Genomic DNA, 23848 nt, shown 5'->3' with positions numbered 1-23848 from the left:
AATCGTGCCTCCCGGGGCACAACCGTCCCGGCGGTGCGCGCGAGCACCGCCGGTCACCGCAACAGGCACGGGGGTCGAGGACGTGTTGACCGCACGAGAGCGCCATTCGGCGCTGATCGAGGCGATGATCGCGGACGGCACCCTGGTCGACGCCTCGCTGATCGAGGCGTTCCGATCGGTGCCCCGACACCGGTTCATCCCCGAGACCGGGGCCCTGACCGCACACGGCACAGCGCTCAACGCGGCCAGCGACCCCGACCTGTGGCTGTCGGCCGTCTATGCCGACAACGCGATCGTCACCAGGGTCGACGAACCCGGCGTCCTCGCCCCCCGCGACGAGAAGCAGGACCGCGAGGAGCGGCGCGACCGGGGGGCCGGGGTGCCCGAGCAGCGGCGGTCGGCCTCCCGGGCCACCTCCTCCAGCGCGGCGCCCACAGTCCTGGCCCGGATGCTGGAGCTGGCCGACCTGGCCCGCGGGCAGAAGGTGCTGGAGGTCGGCACCGGCACCGGGTGGAACACGGCGCTGCTGGCGCACCGCCTGGGCGACTCCTCGGTGGTGTCCGTGGAGATCGACGAACGCCTGGCCCGGACCGCGCGCGAGACCCTGCGCGCCGAGGGCCGGGCCCCGGCGGTGGTCGACGGCGACGGGTACGGGGGCTGGCCGGCGGAGTCCCCCTACGACCGGATCGTCTCCTCCTGCGGGGTGCGGCGCGTCCCGCCCGCCTGGATCGACCAGCTCGTCCCCGGCGGGCTGGCCGTGTGCCCCTGGGGCCTGCTGGAGGGCACCGGCGTGCTCGCCCGCCTGGTGTGCCCCGGCGACGGGACGGCGCGGGCGACCTTCCACGGCGGCGTGGGGTTCGTGCCGCTGCGCACGCCCGGCCCCCGGCTCCCGCCGGTGCGCGACGCCGGCCAGCAGCCCGACGAGTACCGGCTCACCCAGACGGACCCGGTGGCGCCGCTGATGGCGTTCCCGTCGGCGTTCGCGCTGTCGGTGATGGTCCCCGACTGGCGGCTGCGCCGCCGCTGGATCGGGACCGGGTCCGGGGTGTGGGTGTGCGACGGCGGGGAGTCCTGGGTCCGCGTGTACCCCTACGGCACCTCGTGGATGATCGAACAGGGCGGGCCGCGCAGCATCTGGGACGAGTTCGAGGACGCCCTGGCGGAGTGGGAGCGGCTGGGGACGCCCGACCCCGACCGGTTCGGGCTGTCGGTGGACAAGGACGGGGCGCACCGGGTGTGGCTGGACTCGCCGGACCACCCCGGCTGGCCGGTCTGAGCCCGGAGCCCGTGCGGAGCGGAACGTCCGGGGACGGGATCCGCGCACGGGCGCGCTGAGCACGGGCGCCCCCGGACCGTGGCCGGTCCGGGGGCGCTCCTCTGTGTCCGGGGCGTCCGGGGAGCTCGCGCTCCCGCGGGTCCCCGGCTACTCCTTGTTCTCGCCCGAGTCCTCGGACCCGTCGGAGCCGTCCGCCTTGCTGCGCTCCTTGATCTTGCGCAGCAGGTCCTCCTTGCGGCGCTGGGCGTCGGCGCTGGGGCCGCTGGGGCCGCCCCTGCCGCCCTTGGCGGTGGAGCGGGAGACGCCCCGCCCGCCGCCCAGGCCGAGGAGATTGTCGTTGTTGCGGGCCATGGGACCTCCCCCTGGGCGAGTCCGGGCTCGCCCTGTACTGTTCCGGTCTCCAGCAGATTACCTTCAGCAAGACGATACGTCTCGTCATTTTCTGGGGCTACCGTGGGAGGTATGGCACAGACCAGCACCCCGGAGGAACCGGCCCGGCCCGCACCCGATCCCCGGCGTCGCAGCGAGCGGGCGCGCAAGGCCATCCTCGCAGCCGCGGGAGAGCTGCTGGGCGAGGTCGGGTACGCCCGGCTGACCATGGAGGCGATCGCGGCCCGGGCCCGGGTCGGGAAGCAGACCATCTACCGCTGGTGGCCGACCAAGGCCGCGGTGGTGTTCGACGTGTTCACGGAGCTGACCGGCGGGACCGCGGGCGAGCCGCTGCCGGACACCGGCGATCTCGACGCCGACCTGCGCACGGTACTCCACGCCATCGTCGACGAGTACGCCGACCCTCTCATGGACCGCGTCAACAGGGCGTTCATCGCCGAGATGCAGACCGACCCGGAACTGGCCCGAAGCGTGGCGGACCGGCTGCTGCTCCCCAACATGCGGGCGTTCCAGGACCGGCTGCTGGCGGCGCGCGAGGCCGGGCAGCTGGACGCCGGAACGGACCCCGCCCTGGCGGTGGACCTGCTGCTGGCGCCGGTGCAGCAGCGCTGGCTCATGCGGTCCGGGGAGCTGACGCACCCGTACGTGGACGCCCTGGTCGACACCGTGCTGCGGGTGCTGGGCCCCCGGGGCTGACCCGCCCGGCCGGGCCGCCGGGGCGGGTCCGTCCGGGTCACAGGGAGGCGTCCGGGGCCTCGTGCTCGATCTCCTCGATGACCCTGCCGCCCAGGTGCGTCTCGATGAGGGCGGCGCCCACTCCCGGGGGGAGCCGGGCGTCGGCGGCGGGTGCCCGCTCGGGCGCCCCGGCGCCCTGGGCGGGCTCCGGCTTCGGCGCCGGTGCGGCCGGGCGCGCGGCGGGGGCGGCCGGCTCGGGCCCGAAGTCCTCCGGCGGCGGGGCCGCGGCGGCGTCCTCGTAGGGGTCCGGCGGCGGCTCCTGGAGGCCGGTGACGATCCTGTCCGGCGGCGGTCCCGCCGGAGCCTGCGGCGCCGGCCGCTCCTGATGTCCGGACTGCGGCTGCGCGGGCTGCTCCCGGACCTCCTGGGGGCCGGCCGGACGCTCCGGGGCCGGGGCCGGGGGCTGGGCCGCCGGGGCGGGGGCGTCCCACCCCGCGGGCTCGGCCGGCCGGGCGGGAGCGGGCGCCGGGGCCGGAGTGCCGCCCCCGGAGACGGCGGTCACCCGCACCTCCATGCCCAGCACCTGCTGGACGGCCGAGGCCACCACCTGGTCGCTGCCGCTGTTGCCGAAGCCCCGGGCCTCGTTGGGCCGGGAGAAGCCGAGGACGACGGCGTTGCCCTCCACTCCGACCGGGCGCACGTCGCTGCCGGTCAGCACCATCCAGGTGAAGCGGCGCAGGCGCTTGACCGCGTCCAGGATCTGCGTCCAGGAGGCCTGGATCCGGCCCAGGTCCACCGCCCCGCCGCCCTGGGGCGCGGGAGCGGACGCGGCGGGCGCGGGCGCCGCCGGGGCGGGTTCGCGCCGGGCCGGTGCGGCGTCCCAGCCGTCTGGCTCGGCGGCCCTGGGCTGCGGCTGCTGTGCCTGCGACGGCCGGCGGTGCTCCTGCGGCGCGGGCTGCGGCTGCCGGGGCTGTTCCGGGGCCGCGGGCGCGGCGGGGGCCGGGGCGGGCTGCGGCGCCTGGACGGGTGCCGCCGACGCGGCGGGCGCGGCGGGCGCCACCGGACCCGCGGCGATCCGCCGCTCCATCTGCTCCAGCCGGGCCAGCAGCGCGCCCTGGTCGCCGTCGGCCGACGGCAGCAGGATGCGCGAGCACATCAGCTCCAGCACCAGCCGGGGCGCCGTCGCCCCGCGCATCTCCGTCAGGCCCTGGTTGAGGATGTCCGCGCCGCGGGTCAGCTCGGCCGGGCCCAGCCGGGTCGCCTGGGCCTTCATCTGGTCGGCGGCCTCGGCGGCCACGTTCACCAGGCCCTTGTCCAGGGCGTCCGGGACCGCGGCCAGCACCACCAGGTCGCGGAACCGCTCCAGCAGGTCCGTGGCGAACCGCCGGGGGTCGTGGCCGCCCTCCACCATCCGGTCGATCAGGGAGAACACCGCGGCGCCGTCGCGCGCGCCCAGCGCGTCCACCATCTCGCCCAGCAGGCTGGAGTCGGTGTACCCCAGCAGGGACACCGCGCCCTCACGGGTGATGCCCTGGTCGTCCGAGCCCGCGATGAGCTGGTCCAGCACCGACAGGGTGTCGCGGGCCGAACCCGCGCCCGCCCGCACCACCAGCGGCAGCGCCGCCGGGTCGTAGGCCACCTTCTCCTGCTCCAGCAGGTCCTCCATGAGCTCCCGGAGGGTGCTCGGCGGGATCAGCCGGAACGGGTAGTGGTGGGTGCGCGACCGGATGGTGCCGATGACCTTCTCCGGCTCGGTGGTCGCGAACACGAACTTCAGGTGCGGCGGGGGCTCCTCCACCAGTTTCAGCAGCGCGTTGAAGCCCTCGCGGGTCACCATGTGCGCCTCGTCGATGATGTACACCTTGTAGCGCGAGCTGACCGGCGCGAAGAACGCGCGTTCGCGCAGGTCGCGGGCGTCGTCCACACCGCCGTGGGAGGCCGCGTCGATCTCGATGACGTCGATGCTGCCGCCGCCGTCGGGGGCCAGCGCCACACAGGAGTCGCACTCGCCGCACGGGTCGGGGGTGGGGCCCTGGGCGCAGTTGAGGGAGCGGGCCAGGATGCGCGCGCTGGTGGTCTTGCCGCAGCCCCGGGGGCCGCTGAACAGGTACGCGTGGTTGATCCGGCCGCTGCGCAGCGCCTGGCGCAGCGGTTCGGTCACGTGCTCCTGTCCGCGCACCTCGGCGAACGTCGCGGGACGGTACTTGCGGTACAGCGCGATGCTCACGGCGTGATCACTCCCCTGGTCCCTGCCACGGGTCCATTCAACCCGCGAGCACCGACAGCTCGCGCCGGTTCCGGGGAGAAACCTGGGGTGGACCGGGCCGGAGAAAACAGAAAGGACCCCCCGCGCACCCGCCAGAGCCCACTTATCCTTGCTGCCTTCCGGCCCTGGGGAGGTTCATGGGATGACGCCGCACGAGGGGTCTGCCCCGAAGTCTATCCGAACACCGGGGTGCTCGGGCAACCGGCCGGGACCGGCCACCGCGTGGCCCCGCGGCGCGCGCCGGGGGATGATGGTCGCATGTTCGACCCCCACTCCCCGGTCGACCGGTCCCCAGGGCGCCGCGACCTCATCGTCTCCGTGCTGGAGGACGCCTTCGCCGACCTGATGTCGGCGGCGCCCGCGGCGTTCCGGTTCAAGTTCCGCAGGATGGCGGCCGACCCGTTCGCCTTCTACCGGGGCAGCGCCGCCCTGTTCTACGCCGACGTCGGCGACGCCGAGGACCCGTGGGCCGACGCGCGCACCTCCCGGGTGTGGATCCAGGGCGATCTGCACAGCGAGAACTTCGGCACCTACATGGACGCGACCGGGCGTTTCGTGTTCGACGTCAACGACTTCGACGAGGCCTACCCGGGCCACTTCACCTGGGACGTGCTGCGGCTGTCGGCGAGCATCGCCCTGACCGCCTGGCGCAAGGCCCTGTCCGACGACGACATCGACGCGCTCGTGCGCCGCTGCGTCGGCTCCTACGTCTCCCAGGTGGCGGCGTTCGCCCAGGACGGCGGCGACCGCGACTTCTCCCTCAAGCTCGGCACCACCGACGGCACCGTCCACGACGTCCTGCAGCGGGCCCGGTCCAACAGCCGCTCCGCCATGCTCCTGTCGATGACCCGGCGCCAGGGGTACGCCCGGCTGTTCCGCGAGGGGCCCAAGGTGCGCCGGCTCGACGACCCGGAGCGCGAACGGGTCCTGGCCGCCTACCGCGCCTACCTGGGCACCATCCCGTCCGACCGGCGGCACGGCTCCCTCAGCTACGAGGTCAAGGACGTGGTGGGCAGCGGCGGGTTCGGCATCGGCTCGGCGGGGCTGCCCGCGTACACGTTCCTGGTGGAGGGCCCCTCCGAGGCCTGGGAGAACGACCTGGTGCTGTCGATGAAGCAGGGCAACGTCGCCGCCCCGTCCCGGGTGGTGCGCGACCCCGAGATCATGGACGCGTTCGAGCACCACGGGCACCGCACCGCCGTGTCCCAGCGGGCGCTCCAGGCCCACACCGACCCGCTGCTCGGCCACACCGAGATGGACGGGCGCGGGTTCGTGGTGAGCGAGGTGTCGCCCTACACCACCGACCTGGACTGGGACGGGCTCACCGAGCCCGCCGACATCGCGCCGGTGCTCGAATACCTGGGCCGGGCCGCCGCCAAGGCGCACTGCGTGTCCGACTCCCACGCCGACGACTCCCTCGTGGACTGGCAGGTGGAGGAGGCGCTGATGAACGTGCTGGCCGGGCGCGAGACGGAGTTCGTGGACTGGTGCGCCGCGTTCGCGCACGCCTACGCCGCCCAGGTGCGCGCGGACCACGCGCTGTTCGTCGACGCGTTCCGCAACAACGCCATCTCCGGGGTCCGCTCCAGCCACGGCTGAGGGGCCCGGAGAAACCCGTTCGAAGCACACTCCGACAACCTGTAGAGTTGTTCGCGGAGGATTCGCCTAGTGGCCTAGGGCGCACGCTTGGAAAGCGTGTTGAGGGCAACCTCTCAGGGGTTCGAATCCCCTATCCTCCGCCACCGCCCACCAGGGCGAACGGAAGGCCCCGACCGGACACCGGTCGGGGCCTTCGTCGTTGGCGGTCCCCTTCGTGGAAGTGGTACCCCGCGTCGAGGAGGCCGGGGCCCTCGGGCCGCCACCCCGTCGTCTGGCGGGTCGCGGCGGCGGAGGCAGGCCGGTCGAGCGCGGGGAGCCGCCCGCCGGGAGGGCCGCGCCTCGGACCGCGGCGGCCCGGGGGTACGGCGGTCGCCGACGCGGGCCTCCCCGGTCAGTGCGCCCGGCGCCCGCTGCCCCAGGGGGTCGTGGGCTGGAGGACCGCCTCCGCCAGGGCGCGTGAGCGCAGGGCGGTGATCTCTCGGTAACCGGGGTCGGCGATCATGCGGCCGAACGCCTCCCTGCTGGGATAGCGCACCAGCAGCACCGCGTCCCACGCCTGCCCCTCCTCGGCCACCAGGGGCGTCGCCCCGTCCCCGGCGTAGAGGAGTTCACCGCCGTATTCGGCCAGGAAGCGGGACGCGAGCCGCGAGTACTCCTGGTAGGAGGCACGCCCGCCCGGGGCGAAGCGCAGCAGGTTCAGCATGACGACGGGACCGCCGGGGTCCTCGTCCAGCAGGGTCTCGAGATCGGTTCCGGAGGGGTCGACGGCCATCGGGAACTCCTTGCCCGTGGGGGGTGGATGGCGCGGCCGCGCCACGGCCGCCATGGTAACCGACCAGTCGGTATGCCGTCGCGGACCGCCCCGGTCAGGCGTAGGGGTCGGTGACGGCGCGCAGGCGGGTGAGGATGCGGCGGAGGGCCGCCATGTCGCGGGCGCCCAGGTGGGCGGTCCACTCGGCCTCGACACGGGCGACGATCCCGGAGGCCGCGGCGATGACGCGTTCGCCTCGGGGGGCGGCGCGGATGAGGCGGGCGCGGGCGTCGGTGGGATCGGGGACGCGCTCGACGTAGCCGGCCTCTTCGAGGCGGTCGACGAGGAAGCCCGCGCTCTGCTTGGTGATGCGGGCCTGCTCGGCGAGGTCGGTGAGGCGGCTGCCGCCCGGGGCCACGCGCTGGAACACCCGCCCCTGGGCGTGGGTGATGTCGTCGTAGCCCAGGGCGGCGAGCTCGGCGAAGACGCGGCGTTCCATCTCCCGGTAGGGGATGAAGAGCAGCAGACCCGTGTTGAGCTCGGATTCTTCGGCGCCCATTCGCACCACCCCCTGGAATACCGTCAGCTTTTCTGATCTTATTGGTCAGAGAAGCTTACCGATATCGCGCCACCGGGAGGCCGCGATGGACCGGGACGACAGTTGGCGGGTCATCGAGCGGGAGCGGCTCGCACTCGCCGATCTCCTGGAGGGGCTCACCGAAGGGCAGTGGGAGGCGCCCTCCCTGTGCACGCGGTGGCGGGTGCGCGATGTGGCGGGCCACGTGGCCTTCACTCCGCAACTCACCTCCCTGTCCACGGTGTTCAAGGAATTCGTGCGGGCGGGCGGCTCGTACGACCGGATGATCCGCGACGTGTCGATCAGGCACGCCAGCGAACCCGGTGTCGACCTGGTGGGCGAGTTGCGCGAGTACGCGTCGTCGCGGGACCTCGTGGCGCTGACCAACTACGAGAACATCCTGTTCGACACCCTGGTGCACGCCCAGGACATCGCGGTGCCGCTGGGCATCGACCACCCGGCCCCCGTGGACGCGGTCCGGGCCGGGGCGGACCGGGTGTGGTCGATGGGGTGGCCGTTCCATGCCGCGAAGAGGCTGGCCGGCCTGCGCCTGGTGGCGACCGACACCGACTGGGCGGTCGGCGCGGGCGAGCGGGTGGAGGGTCCGATCCTGGCGTTCCTGCTGCTGCTCACCGGGCGGACGGCGATGCTGGAGCGGCTGTCGGGACCCGGTCTTCCGGCGCTCGTCCGAGTGACCGGTACATAAGTCGACTAATCACTTTGTGGAATAGGATGCCCCCAGGCCACGAGACGAGGAGTCCGGAATGGGTCCTGGGGACGGGGTGCGCTACGTCGCGCTCGGGGACAGCCACACCGAGGGCGTCGGGGACGGGGACGACGTCACCGGGGTGCGCGGCTGGGCGGACAGGCTGGCCGAGAAGATGGCGGCGACCGGGGCGCGGGTGGAGTACGCGAACCTCGCGATCCGCGGCCGGCTGTCCGCACAGGTGCGGGCCGAGCAGCTGGAGCCCGCGCTGGCCCTGGAGCCGACCGTGGCCACGGTGTTCGCCGGCGTCAACGACGTGATCCGCTCCGGGTACGACGCCGACGCGGTCGTCGGCGACCTGGAGGCGATGTTCGCCGCCCTGACCGGGGCGGGCGCCCGGGTGGCCACGCTGACCTTCCCCGACATCGCCAAGGTGGCCCCGCTGGTGCGCCCCCTGGTGCCGCGGGTGCTGGACTTCAACGAGCGGATCCGCGCGGCGGCCGCGCGCCACGGCGTGGTGGTGGCCGATGTCGCGCGGTACGAGATCTCCACCGACCGCCGGCTGTGGGCGACCGACCGGCTGCACTGCACCCCGCTGGGGCACGCCAGGATCGCCGGGGCGCTGGCCTCGGCGCTGGAGCTGCCCGGGGCGGACGGTTCGTGGGCGGAGCCGCTGCCCGCGATGCCCCGGCCGGGCGCGCTGCTGACGGTGGCCGACGAGGTCCGCTGGCTGGGCACCTTCCTGGGTCCGTGGGTGATGCGGCGGCTGCGCGGGCGCTCCTCCGGTGACGGCCGCACCGCCAAGCGCCCGGTGCCGACCCTCGTCGAGGCCGCCTGACCCGGGCCGCCCCCGCCTCCGGGGGCGGCCCGCGACCCATTTTGCAACTTGTTGCATAATGAGGGTGCGGGCCGCCCGGACAACGGTCCGCGAGGCATCCCGCGCGGAGGAGACACGATGACCGAGTACCCCCACCTGCTGGCCCCCCTGGACCTGGGCTTCACCACCCTGCCCAACCGGGTCATCATGGGCTCGATGCACCTGGGGCTGGAGGAGCACCCCGGCGGCTTCGAGCGGATGGCCGCCTTCTACGCCGAGCGCGCCCGCGGCGGGGTCGGCCTCATCATCACCGGCGGCATCGGCCCCAACGACCGCGGAGCCACCTTCAAGGGCGCCGCCAAGCTCACCGATGGCGACGAGGTCGAGCAGCACCGGATCATCACCGGGGCCGTGCACCGCGAGGGCGGCCGCATCGCCATGCAGATCCTGCACACCGGGCGCTACTCGTTCAACGAGGACCTCGTCGCCCCCAGCGCGATCCAGGCCCCCATCAACCCCTTCACCCCGCACGAGCTCACCGCCGACGAGGTCGAGCAGACCATCGAGGACTTCGCGAACGCCGCCGCCCTGGCCCGCGAGGCCGGGTACGACGGCGTCGAGATCATGGGCTCCGAGGGCTACCTCATCAACCAGTTCATCGTCGCGGCCACCAACAGGCGCGACGACGAGTGGGGCGGCTCCTACGAGAACCGCATGCGCTTCCCCGTCGAGATCGTGCGCCGGGTCCGCGAGCGCGTCGGCACCGACTTCATCATCGTCTACCGCCTGTCCATGCTGGACCTGGTGCCCGACGGCTCCACGTTCGACGAGGTCGTCCGGCTCGCCAAGGCCGTCGAGGCGGCCGGGGCCACCATCATCAACACCGGCATCGGCTGGCACGAGGCGCGCATCCCCACCATCGCCACCTCCGTGCCGCGCGGCGCCTACGGCTGGGTCACCGAGAAGCTCATGGGCGAGGTGTCCGTCCCCCTGGTGGCGGTCAACCGCATCAACACCCCCGAGGTGGCCGAGGAGATCATCGCGAGCGGCCGGGCCGACATGGTCGCCATGGCCCGCCCCTTCCTCGCCGACCCCGAGTTCGTGGCCAAGGCCGCCGCCGGGCGCTCCGAGGAGATCAACACCTGCATCGGCTGCAACCAGGCCTGCCTGGACCACACCTTCAGCCTCAAGATCACCTCCTGCCTGGTCAACCCGCGCGCCTGCAACGAGACCGAGCTGGTGCTCTCCCCCACCCGCCTGCGCAAGCGGGTCGCCGTCGTCGGCGCGGGCCCCGCCGGGCTGGCGTTCTCGGTGTCGGCCGCCGAACGCGGCCACGAGGTCACCCTGTTCGACGCCGCCGACGAGATCGGCGGGCAGCTGAACATGGCCCGCCGGGTGCCCGGCAAGGAGGAGTTCGACGAGACCCTGCGCTACTTCCGGGTCCAGCTCGACAAGCACGGTGTGGACGTGCGCCTCAAGACCGAGGTGGGCGCCGACGACCTGGCCGGGTACGACGAGGTCGTGCTGGCGACCGGCGTCAGCCCGCGCACCCCGGAGATCCCCGGGATCGACCACCCCAAGGTGGTCGGCTACGTCGACGTGCTGCGCGAGAACGCCCCGGTGGGCGAGCGCGTCGCCGTCATCGGCGCGGGCGGCATCGGGTTCGACGTCGCCGAGTTCCTCACGGACGGCGGCGGGCGTGCCTCCCTGGACCCGGACGAGTTCTTCCGCCAGTGGGGCGTGGACACCGGCCACACCACCCCCGGCGGCCTGCGCGCCCCCGAGCGCCCCGCCCCGCCGCGCCGCGTCCACCTGCTCCAGCGAAAGACCAGCAAGGTCGGCGCGGGGCTCGGCAAGACCACCGGGTGGATCCACCGCCTGGAGATGCGCCACCGTGGCGTGGAGATGCTCGCCGGGGTCGAGTACACCCGGATCGACGACGAGGGCCTGCACATCGTGGTCGGCGGCGAGCCCCGGCTGCTGGAGGTGGACACCGTCGTGGTGTGCGCCGGCCAGGACCCGCGCCGCGACCTGGCCGACGCGCTGGCCGGGCGCGGGGTGACCCCGCACCTCATCGGCGGCGCCGACGTGGCCGCCGAACTCGACGCCAAGCGCGCCATCGACCAGGGCACACGCCTGGCCGCGGCGCTCTGACCGCCCCGTACGGCGGGCGCGGAAGCGCGCCCGCCGGCCGAACCTAGAATGCGCACATGTCCCTGCCCCACGCCATCCTGACCGCCCTGCTGGAGAAGCCCTCCTCCGGGTCCGAGCTGACCCGGCGGTTCGACAGGTCGATCGGGTACTTCTGGTCGGCGACCCACCAGCAGATCTACCGGGAGCTGGGCAAACTCGAACAGGCCGGGCTGATCCGCGCGCTGCCCTCGCCGGTCCCCACGCGGGGGCAGAAGAAGGAGTACGAGGTCCTGCCCGAGGGCCGCGAGGAACTGCGCGCCTGGGTGGACCGCCGGGAGGACCCCAAGGTGTCCCGGGACCCGCTGCCGCTGCGCCTGCGCGCCGCCGGGGTGGTGGGCGTGGGCGACCTGCTCCCCGAGCTGGTCCGCCACCGCGACCTGCACCGCGCCCGGCTGGAGGAGTACCGGCGGTTCGAGCGCCGGGACTACCCGAACGGCCCGCGCACCGAACAGGAGCGCATCCAGCTGCTGGTGCTGCGCGGCGGTATCGACATGGAGACCGGCTGGGTCTCCTGGCTCAGCCGCGCCGTGGAGGAGCTCTCCGCGACCGCACCCGCGGCCGCCGCGGCCTCAGCCGACCGGAACGGGGCCTGACTCCGACAGGTCCTCGGGCAGCCGCAGCCCGGGTGTGCGCAGCGGGGTCAGCGCCGAGCCGAGCACCATCGCCGCCGCGCCGATCGCCGGGGCGGTGTCGGCGAACTCCGACAGCCGCACCCGCACCGGGTCCCCCGGCCGGCCCGCGAACGCGCCCTCCAGCTCCCGCCGCACCGCCGGGAGGTAGGTCGCGCCCGCGACCGCCTGCCCCGTTCCGGTGAGCACCACCAGGTCCGGGTCCAGCACGCCGACGAGGGTGCGCACCGCCACCGCCGTGTACCGGGCGGACCGCTCCAGCAGGGCCCGCGCCGCCGCGTCCCCACCCCGGGAGGCCCGGACCACCGCCGCGAACCCCGCGGTCACCGAGGCCGCGGCGCCGTCCGCTCCGGGTACCCCGGCGACCCCCGCGTCACGGGCGGCCGCGACCACGGCGGCGGGGCCCGCCACCGCCTCCAGGCAGCCCCGGGCCCCGCAGGCGCAGGGCGGCCCCCCGATGTCCACGCACACGTGCCCCAGCCCGCCCGCGCGGCCGTGCGCGCCGCGGTAGGGGACGCCGTCGACCAGCACCCCCGCCCCCAGGGACGCACCGGTGTGCACCGCCACCAGGACCGAGGAGCGCCCGGCCGAGCCCGACCAGTACTCGCCCAGGGCGGCCGCGGTCGCGTCGTCGCCGGTGACCACCGGCAGGCCGGAGGCCCGCTCCAGCTCCCGGCCCCCGTCCGCGCCGCCGGAGGCGGACACCAGGCCGATGCCCAGCAGCCGCGCGCGGTCCACTCCGGCCCCCTCGACCAGGGCGTCCACCCGGCGGGCCGTGCTCTCGGGCTCTCCCCCGGGGTCGGCGTCCCGGGGCCCGGGGTGGGACATCCGGGAGACGACGGCGCCGGTCAGGTCGGTGAGCGCGTAGGTGGTGCCGCCCGCGTCCAGGTGCACGCCGACGGCGAACCGGGAGGCGGGGGCCAGGCGCAGCAGCACCCGGGGCTTGCCGCCGGTGGACTCGGCCCGGCCGACCTCGGTCACCAGGCCGTCGGCGAGCAGCCCGCGCACAACGGTGGAGACCGTGGCCGGGGTCAGCCCGGTGGCGCCCGCCAGCCCGGACCGGCTGATGGTCCCGGCCGCCCGGATGACGTCGAGGACCGTGGCCCGGCTCGACGTGTGGGGAATGGCCCGTCCCAAGGGAACCTCCGGCTGTACCGCGTGTTCGGTGCGCCCCAGGGTAGCCGCCACCCCTCCCTTGACTTACTTAGTTCATTGAAGAAAGAATCCTCGCACCACAGCCCGCATCCGAGGAGCACGATGCCCAGCCACACCCTCCACGACGGATGGCGCCTGACCGCCACCGCCGGCCCCGTCCCCGAGAACATCGCCGGCCGGGAGATCCCCGCGGCGGTGCCCGGGAGCACCCACCTCGACCTGCTGGCCGCCGGCCTTATCCCCGACCCCTACCTGGACGCGGCCGAGGCGGAGCTCGCCTGGGCGCACCGCACCGACTGGCGCTACACCCTCACCTTCGACGCCGACGCCCCCGCCGACGGTGAGCGCGTCGACCTCGTCTTCGACGGCCTGGACACCATCGCCACCGTCACCCTCAACGGGCACGTGCTCGGCACCTCCGCCAACATGCACCGCTCCCACCGCTTCGACGCCCGCGCCGCCCTGCGCGCCGGGTCCAACGAGCTGACCGTCGACCTGCGCTCCGCGCTGGCCTACGCCGAGGAGCAGCGCGAACGCCTGGGCGCCCGCCCCCACGTCAACGCGCACCCCTACAACATGGTCCGCAAGATGGCCTGCTCCTTCGGCTGGGACTGGGGACCCGACCTCCAGACCGCGGGCATCTGGAAGCCGGTCCGCCTGGAGCGCTGGACCACCGCCCGCCTGGCCGGCGTCCGCCCCCTGGTGACCGTCGACCCCGACGGCACCGGCCGGGTCGAGGTCCACGCCGACATCGAACGCGCCGGGGAGGACACCCCCCTCGTCCTCACCGCCACGGTCGCGGGGCGCACCGCCACCGCCGCCCTGGCCGCCGACGCGGCGTCGGGGACCGTCACCGTCGAGGTGCCGGACGCCGACCTGTGGTGGCCCGTCGGCTACGGCGACCAGCCGCTGTACGACCTCGACGTCACGCTGGGCCGGGACGGGGCGGAGCCGGACACCGCGCACCGCCGCATCGGCTTCCGCACCGTCACCGTGGACACCGAGCCCGACGCCCACGGCACCCCCTTCACCGTGACCGTCAACGGCCGCCCGATCTTCGCCAAGGGCGCCAACTGGATCCCCGACGACCACTTCCTCACCCGGATCACCCGCGAGCGGCTCGAACAGCGCGTCGGCCAGGCCGTCGACGCGCACATGAACATGCTGCGCGTCTGGGGCGGCGGCATCTACGAGACCGAGGACTTCTACGACGTCTGCGACGAGCGCGGCGTCCTCGTCTGGCAGGACTTCCTGCTGGCCTGCGCGGCCTACCCCGAAGAGGAACCGCTGTGGGGCGAGTTCGAGGCCGAGGCCCGGGAGAACGTCGCCCGCCTGGCCTCCCACCCCTCCCTCGCCCTGTGGAACGGCGGCAACGAGAACCTGTGGGGCCACGAGGACTGGGGCTGGAAGGAGCAGTTGGGCGACCTCACCTGGGGCCACCGGTACTACACCGAGCTGTTCCCCCGCATCGTCGCCGAACTCGACCCCACCCGGTTCTACTCCGACGGCAGCCCCTACTCCCCCGGCCTCACCCCCGAGGAGTCCCACCCCAACGCCGAGGCGCACGGCACCCGCCACGAGTGGGACGTGTGGAACCGCACCGACCACCGCGCCTACCGGGACATCGTGCCCCGGTTCTGCTCCGAGTTCGGGTTCCAGGGGCCGCCCACCTGGTCCACCCTCACCGAGTGGATCCACGACGAGCCGCTCACGCCCGAGTCCCCCGTCTTCCTCCTCCACCAGAAGGCCGAGGACGGCAACGGCAAGCTCGCCCGCGGCCTGACCCTGCACCTGCCCACGCCCACCACCTTCGCCGACTGGCACTGGGCCACCCAGCTCAACCAGGCCCGCGCCGTGGCGCTCGGGGTGGAGCACTACCGGTCCTGGTGGCCGCGGACCGCCGGGTCCCTGGTCTGGCAGCTCAACGACTGCTGGCCGGTCACCTCGTGGGCGGCCGTGGACGGGCAGGGGCGGCGCAAGCCCCTCTGGTACGCGCTGCGCGCCGCCCACGCCCCGCGCCTGCTCACCCTCCAGCCCCGCGACGGGCGGCTCGTCCTCATCGCCGTCAACGACACCGACGAGCCGTGGGAGGCGCCGCTGCGGGTGGAGCGCCGGCACTTCGGGGGCGGGATACTGGACGGCACCGAGACCGCGCTGGCCGTGCCGCCGCGGTCCACGGCCGAGTACGAACCGCCCCGGTCGCTGCTGGCGACCGCCGACGACACCCGGGAGGTGCTGGTGGCCACCGCCGGCGACACCCGCCTGGTGCACCCCTTCCGCGAGGACGTCCACCTGGCCTACGACCCCGACGCCCTCACCGCCGAGGCCGAGCCCGCCCCCGGCGGGTACCGGGTCCGGGTGAGCGCCGCGTCGCTGGCCCGCGGCGTGTCCGTGCTCGCCGACCGGGTCGCCCCCGACGCCGAGGTGGACGACATGCTCGTCGACCTGCTGCCGGGCGAGTCGCATACCTTCCTGGTGCGCACCGCGGCCGAGGTCGACCCGGCGGAGTTCACCCGGGAGCCGGTGCTGCGCAGCGCGGCCTCCCTGCACCCCCGCGGGAAGCGATGAGCGCGCCGGAGCGCGCAGGCGCGGTCGGGCTGGTCCTGGCCCGGCCGCGCCGTCTGCTGAGCGCCGAGCCGTTCTTCATGGAGTTCATCGGCGGCATCGAGGAGCGGCTGGCCGCACACGACATGTGGGTGATGCTGCACCTGGTGTCCACCGCCGAGGAGGAGGCCGCCGCCCACCGCCGCTGGGCCGAGCGGGGGGTGGTGGACGCCGTCGCGGTGGTCAACCCCACGCTCGACGACCCGCGCCCGGAACTGCTGCGCGGGCTGGGGCTGCCGTTCGTGGTGGCCGGCGCGCCCGAGGGCGCGGGCCTGCCCGGGGTCCTCTCCGACCACGCCTCCCCCGTACGGGAGGCGGTGGAGCGGCTGCACGGGCTCGGGCACCGCCGCATCGCCCGGGTCGGCGGCCCGGCACGGCTGCTGCACACCCGCGCCCGCACGGACGCCCTCACCGCGGTCTGCGCCGAAGCGGGCCTGCCCGCGCCGGTGACCGCCGAGGGCGACTACTCGCACGAGGCGGGCGCGCGGCTCACCGCGGAGCTGCTGTCGGCCGAGCGGCCGCCCACCGCGATCCTGTACGACAACGACGTGATGGCGGTCGGCGGCCTGGAGGCGGCCCGCTCGCTGGGCGTGGACGTCCCCTCCCGGCTGAGCCTGGTCGCCTGGGACGACTCCACCCGCTGCCGCCTGGTCTCCCCCGAGCTGAGCGCGATGACCGTCGACGTGCACCGGTACGGCACCCTGGTCGCCGAGGCCGCCCTGGAGGCGGCCCGGGGCCTGCCCGTCCCCGAACGCTGGTCGCCCGCCGCCCGCTTCACCGCCCGCGGCAGCACGGGCCCCGCCCCGGAGTAGGGGTGTCGACGTGTCGACGAGCGGTCCTGTCGACGGATCCCCCTGCGGACCCGTCGACACGTCGACATCCCGACATGCCCCTTCACCGCCATACCGCCCTGTCGACCCCCGACCGCGCCCCCGGCCCGGCTCCCGCACCGGGCACGCGGTCCGGGCACAAAAGAACCGCCCCCGGCGGTGCCGGGGGCGGCTGGTGGCGGTGGAGGAGGGATTTGAACCCTCGAAGGGTTGCCCCTTACCCGCTTTCGAGGCGGGCGCCATCGGCCACTAGGCGACTCCACCGCGGGTAACTCTACCGGATCGGAGAGGGTGCGGAAAACCGGTTACCCCCGGCGCCGCGCGAAGAACCGGGTGAGCAGGTCGGAGCAGGCGGCGGCGACGTCCTCGCCCACCAGGTCGGACGGGATCACCTCGGGCCGGTGGTTCAGGCGCGGGTCGCGGACCAGGTCCCACAGCGATCCCGCGGCGCCCGCCTTGGGGTCGCGGGCGCCGTACACCAGCCGGTCCACCCGGGACAGCACCGTGGCGCCCGCGCACATGACGCAGGGTTCCAGGGTGACCGCCAGCGTGCAGCCGGACAGCCGCCACTCGCCGCGGTGCCGGGCGGCGGCGCGCAGGGCCAGGATCTCGGCGTGCCCGGTCGGGTCCCCGGTGGCCTCGCGCTCGTTGTGCCCGCGGCCGATCACCTCTCCGTCGGGGTCGAGCACCACCGCGCCCACCGGGACGTCCCCCGTGGCCAGGGCCAGTTCGGCCTCGGCCAGGGCCGCGCGCAGCGCGGCGTCCAGGGCCGTGTTCACAGGCGCATGCCGTCCAGGAGTTCGCCGAACCCGGCGCGGTCGGCCACGACCGCCAGGACGTCGCTGGGCAGGACGCCGCTGCCGACGGACAGCGAGCGCAGCTCGTCGGCCGGGACCCCGAAGTCCTCCAGCAGCCCGGCGTCGCCCCCCGGGGCCGCGCCCCGGGAGGTGTCGGGGGCGCCCGCGCCCACCAGCGTGCCGGCCTCGGCCAGCACCTCGGCCAGCGGGTACTCCTCCACGGCACGGGCGTCGGACAGGTACACCCGGGGCTCCCCGTCCTCGTACGCGCGCACGATGGCGAACCACTCGTCGTCGACCTCCACGAGGAGGACGGCGGACGGGGCACCCGTGTCCGCGGCGAAGTCGAGCGTCAGTTCGGTGACGTCGTCGACGACGTCCACCTCGCCGAGTTCGAGCTCGGTTCCCCGCCATGTCCCGCCGTCGGGTGCGAAGACGGCTGCGAAGGTCGACACCGCGTGCTCTCCTAGCTCTCCGGGCTGTACTTCGTGGGGTCCCTTACCCCATCGCGTCGAGGACACGCTGGAAGGCCTGCGCGAATCCGAGGCGTTCGGAGATGCTGGCCAGCACCTCGTCCGGGTACAGGTCGAGATCGCCGGCCAGCGCGCCCAGCTCCATCTCGTCCAGACCCAGGTCCGCGACGATCGACAGGTCCCCCGCGGGCAGGACCTGATCGAGATCATCGTCGTCGGGCTGGTCGATGTCCAGGTGGTCGAGGACGTCCCGCGCCACCTGCCAGTCGACGGACGCGGTCACGTCGGACAGGAACAGGGACACCTCCCCGCCGTACACGCGCACGAGGATGAAGAAGTCGTCGCCCACCGAGACCAGACCGATGGTCCCGCTGATACTGGGTTGCTGGCGCAGGGCGTGGATCAGTCCCTTGAGGTCGTGCACCAGGGCGACCGGCAGGAGGTCGACCTCCCAGTACTCCTCCTCCCGGAACGCCACGGCCGCGAAGTCGCCCGAGTCGTCATCATGATCGAGCACTGTCATCGTCACCCCAACCCGGCCGGTGCCATCAGTCCGGACGAAGGAACCCCGGATCGCCCGTGCGAGTGACATGGTAACGATCACTCCGCGCCCGCTGTGGCCCTTGTCCGCTTCAGTCCGACAACGCTCTCACGACTTCGGGGGGCGCGGTCCCATCGGGGGCTTCCGCGGGGGCCCGGCGGGCCTGTTCGCGCACCCTTCCGGGTGGGTGCGCACGGTTAGACTCTGCCTGGCTCAGCTCCCCGGCCACCGTCCCGTCATCCCAGCTCACCCGGAGACCACCTTGGAAACCCTGGTCGTCGACCACCCCTTGGTCGCGCACAAACTGACCACCCTGCGCGATGTGCGGACCGACTCCCCGACCTTCCGGCGCCTGACCGACGAGCTGGTGACCCTGCTCGCCTACGAGGCGACCCGGGACGTCCGCGTGACGGAGGTCACCATCGAGACGCCCCTGGTGGAGACCACGGGGGCGCAGCTGAGCCGGCCCACCCCGCTGGTGGTGCCGATCCTGCGCGCCGGGCTGGGCATGCTCGACGGGATGACGCGCCTGCTGCCCACCGCCGAGGTCGGGTTCCTGGGGATGGCCCGCGACGAGGAGACCCTGCAGCCCGCGACGTACGCCGACCGGCTGCCGCAGGACCTGTCGGGCCGCCAGTGCTATGTGCTCGACCCGATGCTGGCCACCGGCGGCACCCTGGCCGCCGCGCTCAAGCTGCTGGTGGACCGGGGCGCCGACCACATCACGGCGATCTGCCTGCTGGCCGCACCCGAGGGCCTGGTCGCGGTGGAGCGGAAGCTGACCGAAACCCTGGCGGCGGACCACGGCGCGACGCTGCGCGTGGTGACGGCGGCGGTGGACGAGCGGCTCAACGAGAACGGCTTCATCCTTCCGGGGCTGGGCGACGCGGGCGACCGGCTGTACGGCTGCGCCTGACTCCCCCCGCCCCGAGCGCCCGCCCGGTCCTCCGGTCGGGCGCTTTTTCGGCTGTTTTCAGATCCGGATGAATGAATGGCCGAAAACGGGGCACAGTGCTGCTACGACCCGCCATCGCCCCAGGCCGTGAGGCCGCAGGGCGGGCCGCACCCAAGGGCGACACACCGAACCGCATTATCCGAATTCATTTTGAGACGGGAACGTAACCGACAGCAGTGATCATGGTTCTTGGTCGCCCGTAACCAGGAACCCCCACGGCCCGAAACCACCCCAGGACGTAGTCCACCCGAAACCGAACGCCTCGCCCCCTCGGGCGCGGCCTTCAGGTGACCCCCGGGCGACTACGCAACGCCCCCGTGCGCGCACGCTGAGCCATCCGTCTCCCGAGCCCTCAAGGAGAGAGATGCCCGAGACCACCTCCGCCCCCACGACCACCGACCAGCGCTTCGCCTCCGTGGTGGACCTCCTCTCGTCGGAGTTCTCCGGCGTGCACCACGAGTCCACCGTGACCCGGTGCGTGGACGCGGCCCGGCACGGGGCCGAAGAGGTCACCGGCAGCGCCACTCCGGACCTCGTCGAGCGGATCGCACGGCAGCACCTCCAGGTGCTCGCCCTGGCGTTCGCGGAACAGCGCTGACGCCCCTCCCCTCCTTCGGAGAAATCCGCGCTGCACGGAGACCGGTTTTCGGGCCGGCCGACACTCACGCGGGGTTTCGGACCTGACCATCCCGTCCGGCTTCGCCAGAAATGCCAACCCAAACCTCCTGACCTGCACCGGTAGGCGGCCGATTTTCGGCCCCCGTGTCACCTGGTGCACAACCGCACCGGAACCGGACACAGCCCGCAAGCAAGGAAGGTCCGACATACCGCCACGCCGAGGGTGCGCCCCAGGCTTTACGGGCAGGACCCCCAATGCGACAATCGCTGCTGGGTCGGTGGGTCAGGTGGATTCCAAGGGGAGTCGGTCGTGGCGAAGTTGAAGAAATGGGGCGGCTACGCTCTCATCTTTTTCGTGGCGTTTTATCTGCTCACGCAGCCCGAAAGCGCGGCGGGCGTGATCCAGAGCGCACTCGGGGGACTGATGGGCGGCGCCGAGTCGATGTCGCGCTTCGTCAACGCACTGCTGCCGTAGTGGGGATGGTCGGGTGCCATGCGCCTCGTAGCGTCGAGTAACAGCGCCCCGGCGTCGGTCAACCGCTACCTGCTCCCGCACGAGCAGGACGTGGTCACCATCCGGAGGCATCCCGCGGTCCTGATCGGACCGGTGGGCGCGGTCCTGGGTGCTCTGATCGTGGCCGGGATCCTCAGCAACACGCAGATCGCGGACACCCCGGCCGCCCTGGCCATCATCTGGTGGCTGTGGCTGCTGGTGTTGGTGTGGTTCGTGTGGCAGGTCGCGGAGTGGTCGGTCGACTACTTCGTCATCACCTCCGCGCGCCTGCTGCTGACGACGGGGCTGATCACCCGGCAGGTCAACATGATGCCGCTGGGCAAGGTCACCGACATGAGGTTCGAGCGCAGCCTGCTGGGCCGGTTCCTCGGATACGGGACCTTCGTGATGGAGTCCGCCGGTCAGGACCAGGCCCTGAGCAGGATCGACTTCATCCCGTACCCGGAGCAGCTGTACCTGGAGGTCGTGGGGCTCATCTTCAAGGAGTAGCCCGGCGCGCAGTCCGACAGGGCACCCGTCCACAGGACGGGTGCTTCTTGTTTTTCCCCCGCGTTCCCGGCCGCTCCGGCCCCGCCTCGCAGGCCCCCCGCGGGGTTGCCCGGTTCCCCTCTCGTTCACCTTTCGTTCACCTTGGCGCGGAGCCCTCCCGCGCTCTCTCGGGAGTCCTCGCGAAGAACGCCCGCCACCAGGCGTTTCGATACACGATGACGGCGGGAGAATCCCCTGTGACGGAGCCCCTACGGAAAATGAATTGACCCAAAGGTGAACATAGGGTTAACTAGGGTCATCTGATACGGAAACGAGGAGGGCACCATGGCGCGCAGGACAGACCGTGCACCGCACCCGACTCGCTCCGTCGACGCCCGTCGACGCACGCGTTCCGCCGAAGAGACCCTCCGCATGTCCGGCCTCGCGCCGGACGCCGTGAGCGTTCCCCGGCCGCGCGAGGACGCCGACGCCATCAGCTCCGGGCACCCGATCATGCACTGGGTGCTGGTCGCCGACGAGACCGGCCGCACCCGTCCCGAGGCCCGCTGGCTGTAGCAGGGCATCAACGACGCCCGCCCCCTTCCGGCAGCGCCGGACAGGGGGCGACCGGTGTTCGCACCGGACGCGAGAGAGCGAGTCCGAAGGGCCGTCCCGCACAGCGGGGCGGCCCTTCGCTGCTCCCGGGGCCGGGCCGGCCCCGGCGGCCCCTCGCCTTGTCGACTTATCGGCTTGAAGCAATATCGCTGTTTCAGACATCCCCAAAGACGCCCACTGAGAGTGATCCGCGTCTCACAAGGTTCCGCCTTGACTCTCAACGAAACGAGACGTACCGTCTTGCACATGAGGCTGTAATCCTTCCTGTGATCCCGCGTCCGACGCCCGTGTCAGAGCACGACGCGCACCCGCCGCACCCCGGCGGGCCCGCGCGGCTCCACCGGCGCCACCGTCCCGCGGTCGATCCGGTACGGCCTCCTCGTCGTTCCCGCACCCCGAGCCCGCGCCCCGCGCGCGTCCGCCCTCCGGGTGCCCGCACGGCGGAACGCCCTCCGACGGCCCGCGGCCCGCTCCACCGGCCCCACCGCAGCAGAGAGGCACACCCCTGCGCACCCCACGAGACCGACCCGCAGCCCCCGCCGCCGAGACCGCACGAGGAGGCGCGCACATGCGCACCGCACTCCCCGACACCGAGACCACCCGAGGAGACGCATCCTTGCGCACCGCCCCGCCACACCCCGCCCTGTCCGCCGCCGAGACCACCCGAGGAGGAACGCACATGCGCGCCGCGACACGCATCCGCTCCCAGATCACCCTCACCGGGGTCGCCAAGCACTACGGCGACCACACCGTCCTGGACGGAGTGGACCTGACCATCGCCCCCGGCGAACGGGTCGGCGTCATCGGTGACAACGGATCCGGCAAGAGCACCCTGCTCCGGCTGCTGGCCGGGGAGGAGGCGCCCGACAACGGCGAGGTCCTCGTCGCCGCCCCCGGAGGCGTCGGATACCTGCCCCAGACCCTGGAACGGGTCGGCGTCATGACCGGCACCGTCGGCGACGCGGTCGACCACGCCCTGGCCGACCTGCGGGAGATGGAGGCCCGCCTGCACCGGTCCGAGGCGTCGCTCGGCACCGCCGGACCCGCGGAGCTGGCCGCCTACGGCGACCTGCTGTCCGAGTTCGAGGCGCGGGGCGGCTACGAGGCCGACGCCCGGGTCGACGCCGGGCTGCACGGCCTGGGCCTGCCCGGCCTGGACCGCGACCGCCCGCTGCACACGCTCTCCGGCGGGGAGCGATCGCGGCTGGCCCTGGCCGCGGTGCTGGCCGCCGACCCCGAGCTGCTGCTGCTCGACGAGCCCACCAACGACCTCGACGACAGCGCGGCCGCCTGGCTGGAGCAGCGGCTGCGCACCCACCGGGGCACCGTCGTCGCCGTCACCCACGACCGGGCCTTCCTGGCCCGGATCACCGACACCGTCCTGGAGGTGGACCACGAGCTGCACCGGGTCCACCGGTACGGCAACGGGTACGACGGGTTCCTGCGCGCCCGTGCCGCGGCCCGGGCCCGGTGGATCCGCGAGTACGAGGAGTGGAAGGAGGAGCTGGCCCGGCAGCGTCGGCTGGCCGAGAACAACGTCGCCGCGCTCCAGGCCATCCCGCGCATGGTGGACAAGGCGGCCTTCGGGCACGGGAACTTCCGGATGCGCTCGCGCGCCCACGGCGCGATGAGCCGGATCCGGCAGGCCAAGGAGCGGGCGGAGCGGCTGGTCGATAACCCTGTCGCGCCGCCGCCGGTCCCCCTGAAGATGACCGCGTCGTTCACCGCCGCCGACGGCGGCCCCGTGCCGCCGGTGGAGCTGGCGGGGGTGCGCGTGGGGCACCGGCTCGACGTTCCGGCGCTGACCGTCGCCCCGGGCGAGCGGATCATGGTCACCGGTCCCAACGGGGCGGGCAAGAGCACGCTGCTGCGGGTCATCGCCGGGGAGCTGGCGCCCGACGCCGGCGAGGTGCTGCGGCGCGGGCGGGTCGGCCACCTCCGCCAGGAGGACGGGGCGGTCGTCCCGGGCCGGACCGTGCTCCAGGCCTACGCGGCCGGGCGGCCGGGGCCGGCCGAGGAGTACCGGGACGAGCTGGCCTCGCTGGGGCTGTTCCGGGCGCGGGAGATGGACCAGCCCGTGGAGTCACTTTCGGTCGGCCAGCGCCGCCGGATCGAAGTGGCCGGATTGACCTCGGGGGTCTACGACCTGCTGCTCTTGGACGAGCCGACCAACCACCTCTCCCCCGGTCTCGTGGAGGAACTGGAGGCGGCGCTGGAGCGCTACACCGGTGCCCTGGTGATCGTCACCCACGACCGCACCATGCGCGCGGGGTTCCGGGGGCGGAGACTGGAGATGCGGGAGGGGATGATCACCGCTGACACCCCGTGATCGGCGAAGTCGCTTTGTCGACAAATTGGCTTGACCATAAATGGCTAAATCCACTGACCGAAACAGGGGG

General features: G+C 73.5%; 23 protein-coding genes, 2 tRNA genes and 1 other RNA gene. 16 read left to right on the top strand and 10 right to left on the bottom strand.

Annotated features, from left to right (window positions below; translation table 11 throughout):
* The first annotated feature begins 85 nt into the window (after window positions 1-85).
* Window positions 86-1276: an rRNA adenine N-6-methyltransferase family protein gene (locus tag ABZ249_RS11575; RefSeq protein ID WP_355260648.1), complete on the top strand. Its 1191-nt coding sequence runs from the start codon at window positions 86-88 to the stop codon at window positions 1274-1276.
* Window positions 1277-1423: 147 nt separating this feature from the next.
* Here the strand turns inward: ABZ249_RS11575 and ABZ249_RS11570 are convergent, their stop codons facing one another.
* Complete coding sequence (locus tag ABZ249_RS11570; protein WP_355260645.1) at window positions 1424-1627, bottom strand: DUF6243 family protein; 204 nt, start codon at window positions 1625-1627, stop codon at window positions 1424-1426.
* 111 nt (window positions 1628-1738) lie between these two features.
* Between ABZ249_RS11570 and ABZ249_RS11565 the strand changes: the two genes are divergently transcribed.
* On the top strand, window positions 1739-2362 hold the full coding sequence (locus ABZ249_RS11565; RefSeq protein WP_355260642.1) for a TetR/AcrR family transcriptional regulator: 624 nt from the start codon (window positions 1739-1741) through the stop codon (window positions 2360-2362).
* Window positions 2363-2399: 37 nt separating this feature from the next.
* Here ABZ249_RS11565 and ABZ249_RS11560 read toward each other — a convergent pair whose 3' ends face one another.
* Entirely contained in the window at window positions 2400-4568 is a 2169-nt protein-coding gene (locus ABZ249_RS11560) for a DNA polymerase III subunit gamma and tau (protein WP_355260639.1), read from the bottom strand.
* A gap of 108 nt (window positions 4569-4676) precedes the next feature.
* An RNA gene (ffs, locus tag ABZ249_RS11555) (signal recognition particle sRNA small type) lies at window positions 4677-4772 on the bottom strand.
* Window positions 4773-4865: 93 nt separating this feature from the next.
* Here ffs and ABZ249_RS11550 point away from each other — a divergent pair.
* Window positions 4866-6206, top strand: a complete 1341-nt coding sequence (locus tag ABZ249_RS11550; protein ID WP_355260636.1) for a DUF2252 domain-containing protein — start codon at window positions 4866-4868, stop codon at window positions 6204-6206.
* A 55-nt stretch (window positions 6207-6261) separates the two neighbouring features.
* Window positions 6262-6349 (top strand) — tRNA-Ser (locus ABZ249_RS11545).
* A 248-nt stretch (window positions 6350-6597) separates the two neighbouring features.
* Here the strand turns inward: ABZ249_RS11545 and ABZ249_RS11540 are convergent.
* Together ABZ249_RS11540 and ABZ249_RS11535 are read right to left on the bottom strand one after the other, a co-directional pair.
* A complete protein-coding gene (locus ABZ249_RS11540; RefSeq protein WP_355260633.1) occupies window positions 6598-6978 on the bottom strand; it encodes a DUF1330 domain-containing protein in 381 nt (126 codons plus the stop codon).
* A gap of 94 nt (window positions 6979-7072) precedes the next feature.
* A complete protein-coding gene (locus tag ABZ249_RS11535; RefSeq protein WP_355260630.1) occupies window positions 7073-7516 on the bottom strand; it encodes a MarR family winged helix-turn-helix transcriptional regulator in 444 nt (147 codons plus the stop codon).
* A gap of 85 nt (window positions 7517-7601) precedes the next feature.
* Between ABZ249_RS11535 and ABZ249_RS11530 the strand changes: the two genes are divergently transcribed.
* From ABZ249_RS11530 to ABZ249_RS11515, 4 genes are all read left to right on the top strand, one after another.
* Window positions 7602-8240: a maleylpyruvate isomerase family mycothiol-dependent enzyme gene (locus tag ABZ249_RS11530; RefSeq protein WP_355260627.1), complete on the top strand. Its 639-nt coding sequence runs from the start codon at window positions 7602-7604 to the stop codon at window positions 8238-8240.
* A 58-nt stretch (window positions 8241-8298) separates the two neighbouring features.
* Entirely contained in the window at window positions 8299-9078 is a 780-nt protein-coding gene (locus ABZ249_RS11525) for an SGNH/GDSL hydrolase family protein (protein ID WP_220563957.1), read from the top strand.
* 117 nt (window positions 9079-9195) lie between these two features.
* The gene (locus tag ABZ249_RS11520) at window positions 9196-11211 is read left to right on the top strand and encodes an NADPH-dependent 2,4-dienoyl-CoA reductase (protein ID WP_355260624.1); all 2016 of its coding nucleotides are present in this window, start codon (window positions 9196-9198) and stop codon (window positions 11209-11211) included.
* A 56-nt stretch (window positions 11212-11267) separates the two neighbouring features.
* Window positions 11268-11843 (top strand): PadR family transcriptional regulator, encoded by a 576-nt coding sequence (locus tag ABZ249_RS11515; RefSeq protein ID WP_355260621.1) that lies wholly within the window; start codon window positions 11268-11270, stop codon window positions 11841-11843.
* On the opposite strand, the gene ABZ249_RS11510 is transcribed toward ABZ249_RS11515, so the two are convergent.
* Entirely contained in the window at window positions 11820-13016 is a 1197-nt protein-coding gene (locus ABZ249_RS11510) for an ROK family transcriptional regulator (protein ID WP_355260618.1), read from the bottom strand. The two genes, ABZ249_RS11515 and ABZ249_RS11510, sit on opposite strands and share 24 nt — an antisense overlap.
* A 120-nt stretch (window positions 13017-13136) precedes the next feature.
* Here ABZ249_RS11510 and ABZ249_RS11505 point away from each other — a divergent pair, with 120 nt between their 5' ends.
* Complete coding sequence (locus tag ABZ249_RS11505; RefSeq protein ID WP_355260615.1) at window positions 13137-15602, top strand: glycoside hydrolase family 2 protein; 2466 nt, start codon at window positions 13137-13139, stop codon at window positions 15600-15602.
* Window positions 15599-16450, top strand: coding sequence for a substrate-binding domain-containing protein (locus ABZ249_RS11500; protein ID WP_355260612.1), 852 nt, complete (start codon window positions 15599-15601; stop codon window positions 16448-16450). Before ABZ249_RS11505 ends, ABZ249_RS11500 begins: the two co-directional genes overlap by 4 nt.
* Before the next feature lie 194 nt (window positions 16451-16644).
* On the opposite strand, the gene ABZ249_RS11495 is transcribed toward ABZ249_RS11500, so the two are convergent.
* The 4 genes from ABZ249_RS11495 to ABZ249_RS11480 form a co-directional block, all read right to left on the bottom strand.
* Window positions 16645-16732, bottom strand: a tRNA-Ser gene (locus tag ABZ249_RS11495).
* 41 nt (window positions 16733-16773) lie between these two features.
* Entirely contained in the window at window positions 16774-17247 is a 474-nt protein-coding gene (locus ABZ249_RS11490) for a nucleoside deaminase (protein ID WP_355260609.1), read from the bottom strand.
* Window positions 17244-17720, bottom strand: a complete 477-nt coding sequence (locus ABZ249_RS11485) for a tRNA adenosine deaminase-associated protein (protein ID WP_355260606.1) — start codon at window positions 17718-17720, stop codon at window positions 17244-17246. Before ABZ249_RS11485 ends, ABZ249_RS11490 begins: the two co-directional genes overlap by 4 nt.
* 43 nt (window positions 17721-17763) lie before the next feature.
* Window positions 17764-18261 (bottom strand): tRNA adenosine deaminase-associated protein, encoded by a 498-nt coding sequence (locus ABZ249_RS11480; protein ID WP_220563965.1) that lies wholly within the window; start codon window positions 18259-18261, stop codon window positions 17764-17766.
* Window positions 18262-18541: 280 nt separating this feature from the next.
* On the opposite strand from ABZ249_RS11480, the gene upp reads away from it, so the two are divergent.
* The 6 genes from upp (at window position 18542) to abc-f (ending at window position 23778) form a co-directional block, all read left to right on the top strand.
* Window positions 18542-19195, top strand: a complete 654-nt coding sequence (gene upp / locus ABZ249_RS11475; protein ID WP_355260603.1) for a uracil phosphoribosyltransferase — start codon at window positions 18542-18544, stop codon at window positions 19193-19195.
* A gap of 403 nt (window positions 19196-19598) precedes the next feature.
* Window positions 19599-19832, top strand: a complete 234-nt coding sequence (locus ABZ249_RS11470; RefSeq protein ID WP_220563967.1) for a hypothetical protein — start codon at window positions 19599-19601, stop codon at window positions 19830-19832.
* A 330-nt stretch (window positions 19833-20162) separates the two neighbouring features.
* Window positions 20163-20327 carry a hypothetical protein gene (locus ABZ249_RS11465; protein WP_211715575.1) on the top strand — a complete coding sequence of 55 codons (165 nt, stop codon included), beginning with the start codon at window positions 20163-20165 and terminating at the stop codon, window positions 20325-20327.
* Window positions 20328-20345: 18 nt separating this feature from the next.
* On the top strand, window positions 20346-20855 hold the full coding sequence (locus ABZ249_RS11460) for a PH domain-containing protein (protein ID WP_220563968.1): 510 nt from the start codon (window positions 20346-20348) through the stop codon (window positions 20853-20855).
* Window positions 20856-21179: 324 nt separating this feature from the next.
* Complete coding sequence (locus ABZ249_RS11455; protein WP_220563969.1) at window positions 21180-21410, top strand: hypothetical protein; 231 nt, start codon at window positions 21180-21182, stop codon at window positions 21408-21410.
* Between the two features lie 718 nt (window positions 21411-22128).
* The gene (abc-f, locus tag ABZ249_RS11450; protein WP_355260598.1) at window positions 22129-23778 is read left to right on the top strand and encodes a ribosomal protection-like ABC-F family protein; all 1650 of its coding nucleotides are present in this window, start codon (window positions 22129-22131) and stop codon (window positions 23776-23778) included.
* Window positions 23779-23848 lie beyond the last annotated feature (70 nt).

The sequence above is a fragment of the Nocardiopsis sp. NPDC006139 genome, from assembly GCF_040614155.1.
Lineage (GTDB): Bacteria > Actinomycetota > Actinomycetes > Streptosporangiales > Streptosporangiaceae > Nocardiopsis > Nocardiopsis changdeensis.
This window is presented reverse-complemented; position numbering and strand designations above follow the sequence as displayed.

What these genes read in the sequence shown, in the direction of transcription:
- ABZ249_RS11540 (WP_355260633.1), bottom strand. Translation starts at nt 6,978, where the DNA reads ATGGCCGTCGACCCCTCCGGAACCGATCTCGAGACCCTGCTGGACGAG.
- ABZ249_RS11505 (WP_355260615.1), top strand. Translation starts at nt 13,137, where the DNA reads ATGCCCAGCCACACCCTCCACGACGGATGGCGCCTGACCGCCACCGCC.
- ABZ249_RS11520 (WP_355260624.1), top strand. Translation starts at nt 9,196, where the DNA reads ATGACCGAGTACCCCCACCTGCTGGCCCCCCTGGACCTGGGCTTCACC.
- ABZ249_RS11525 (WP_220563957.1), top strand. Translation starts at nt 8,299, where the DNA reads ATGGGTCCTGGGGACGGGGTGCGCTACGTCGCGCTCGGGGACAGCCAC.
- ABZ249_RS11460 (WP_220563968.1), top strand. Translation starts at nt 20,346, where the DNA reads ATGCGCCTCGTAGCGTCGAGTAACAGCGCCCCGGCGTCGGTCAACCGC.
- ABZ249_RS11515 (WP_355260621.1), top strand. Translation starts at nt 11,268, where the DNA reads ATGTCCCTGCCCCACGCCATCCTGACCGCCCTGCTGGAGAAGCCCTCC.
- ABZ249_RS11530 (WP_355260627.1), top strand. Translation starts at nt 7,602, where the DNA reads ATGGACCGGGACGACAGTTGGCGGGTCATCGAGCGGGAGCGGCTCGCA.
- ABZ249_RS11535 (WP_355260630.1), bottom strand. Translation starts at nt 7,516, where the DNA reads ATGGGCGCCGAAGAATCCGAGCTCAACACGGGTCTGCTGCTCTTCATC.
- ABZ249_RS11500 (WP_355260612.1), top strand. Translation starts at nt 15,599, where the DNA reads ATGAGCGCGCCGGAGCGCGCAGGCGCGGTCGGGCTGGTCCTGGCCCGG.
- ABZ249_RS11550 (WP_355260636.1), top strand. Translation starts at nt 4,866, where the DNA reads ATGTTCGACCCCCACTCCCCGGTCGACCGGTCCCCAGGGCGCCGCGAC.
- ABZ249_RS11455 (WP_220563969.1), top strand. Translation starts at nt 21,180, where the DNA reads ATGGCGCGCAGGACAGACCGTGCACCGCACCCGACTCGCTCCGTCGAC.
- abc-f (WP_355260598.1), top strand. Translation starts at nt 22,129, where the DNA reads ATGCGCGCCGCGACACGCATCCGCTCCCAGATCACCCTCACCGGGGTC.
- ABZ249_RS11570 (WP_355260645.1), bottom strand. Translation starts at nt 1,627, where the DNA reads ATGGCCCGCAACAACGACAATCTCCTCGGCCTGGGCGGCGGGCGGGGC.
- ABZ249_RS11480 (WP_220563965.1), bottom strand. Translation starts at nt 18,261, where the DNA reads ATGACAGTGCTCGATCATGATGACGACTCGGGCGACTTCGCGGCCGTG.
- ABZ249_RS11565 (WP_355260642.1), top strand. Translation starts at nt 1,739, where the DNA reads ATGGCACAGACCAGCACCCCGGAGGAACCGGCCCGGCCCGCACCCGAT.
- ABZ249_RS11470 (WP_220563967.1), top strand. Translation starts at nt 19,599, where the DNA reads ATGCCCGAGACCACCTCCGCCCCCACGACCACCGACCAGCGCTTCGCC.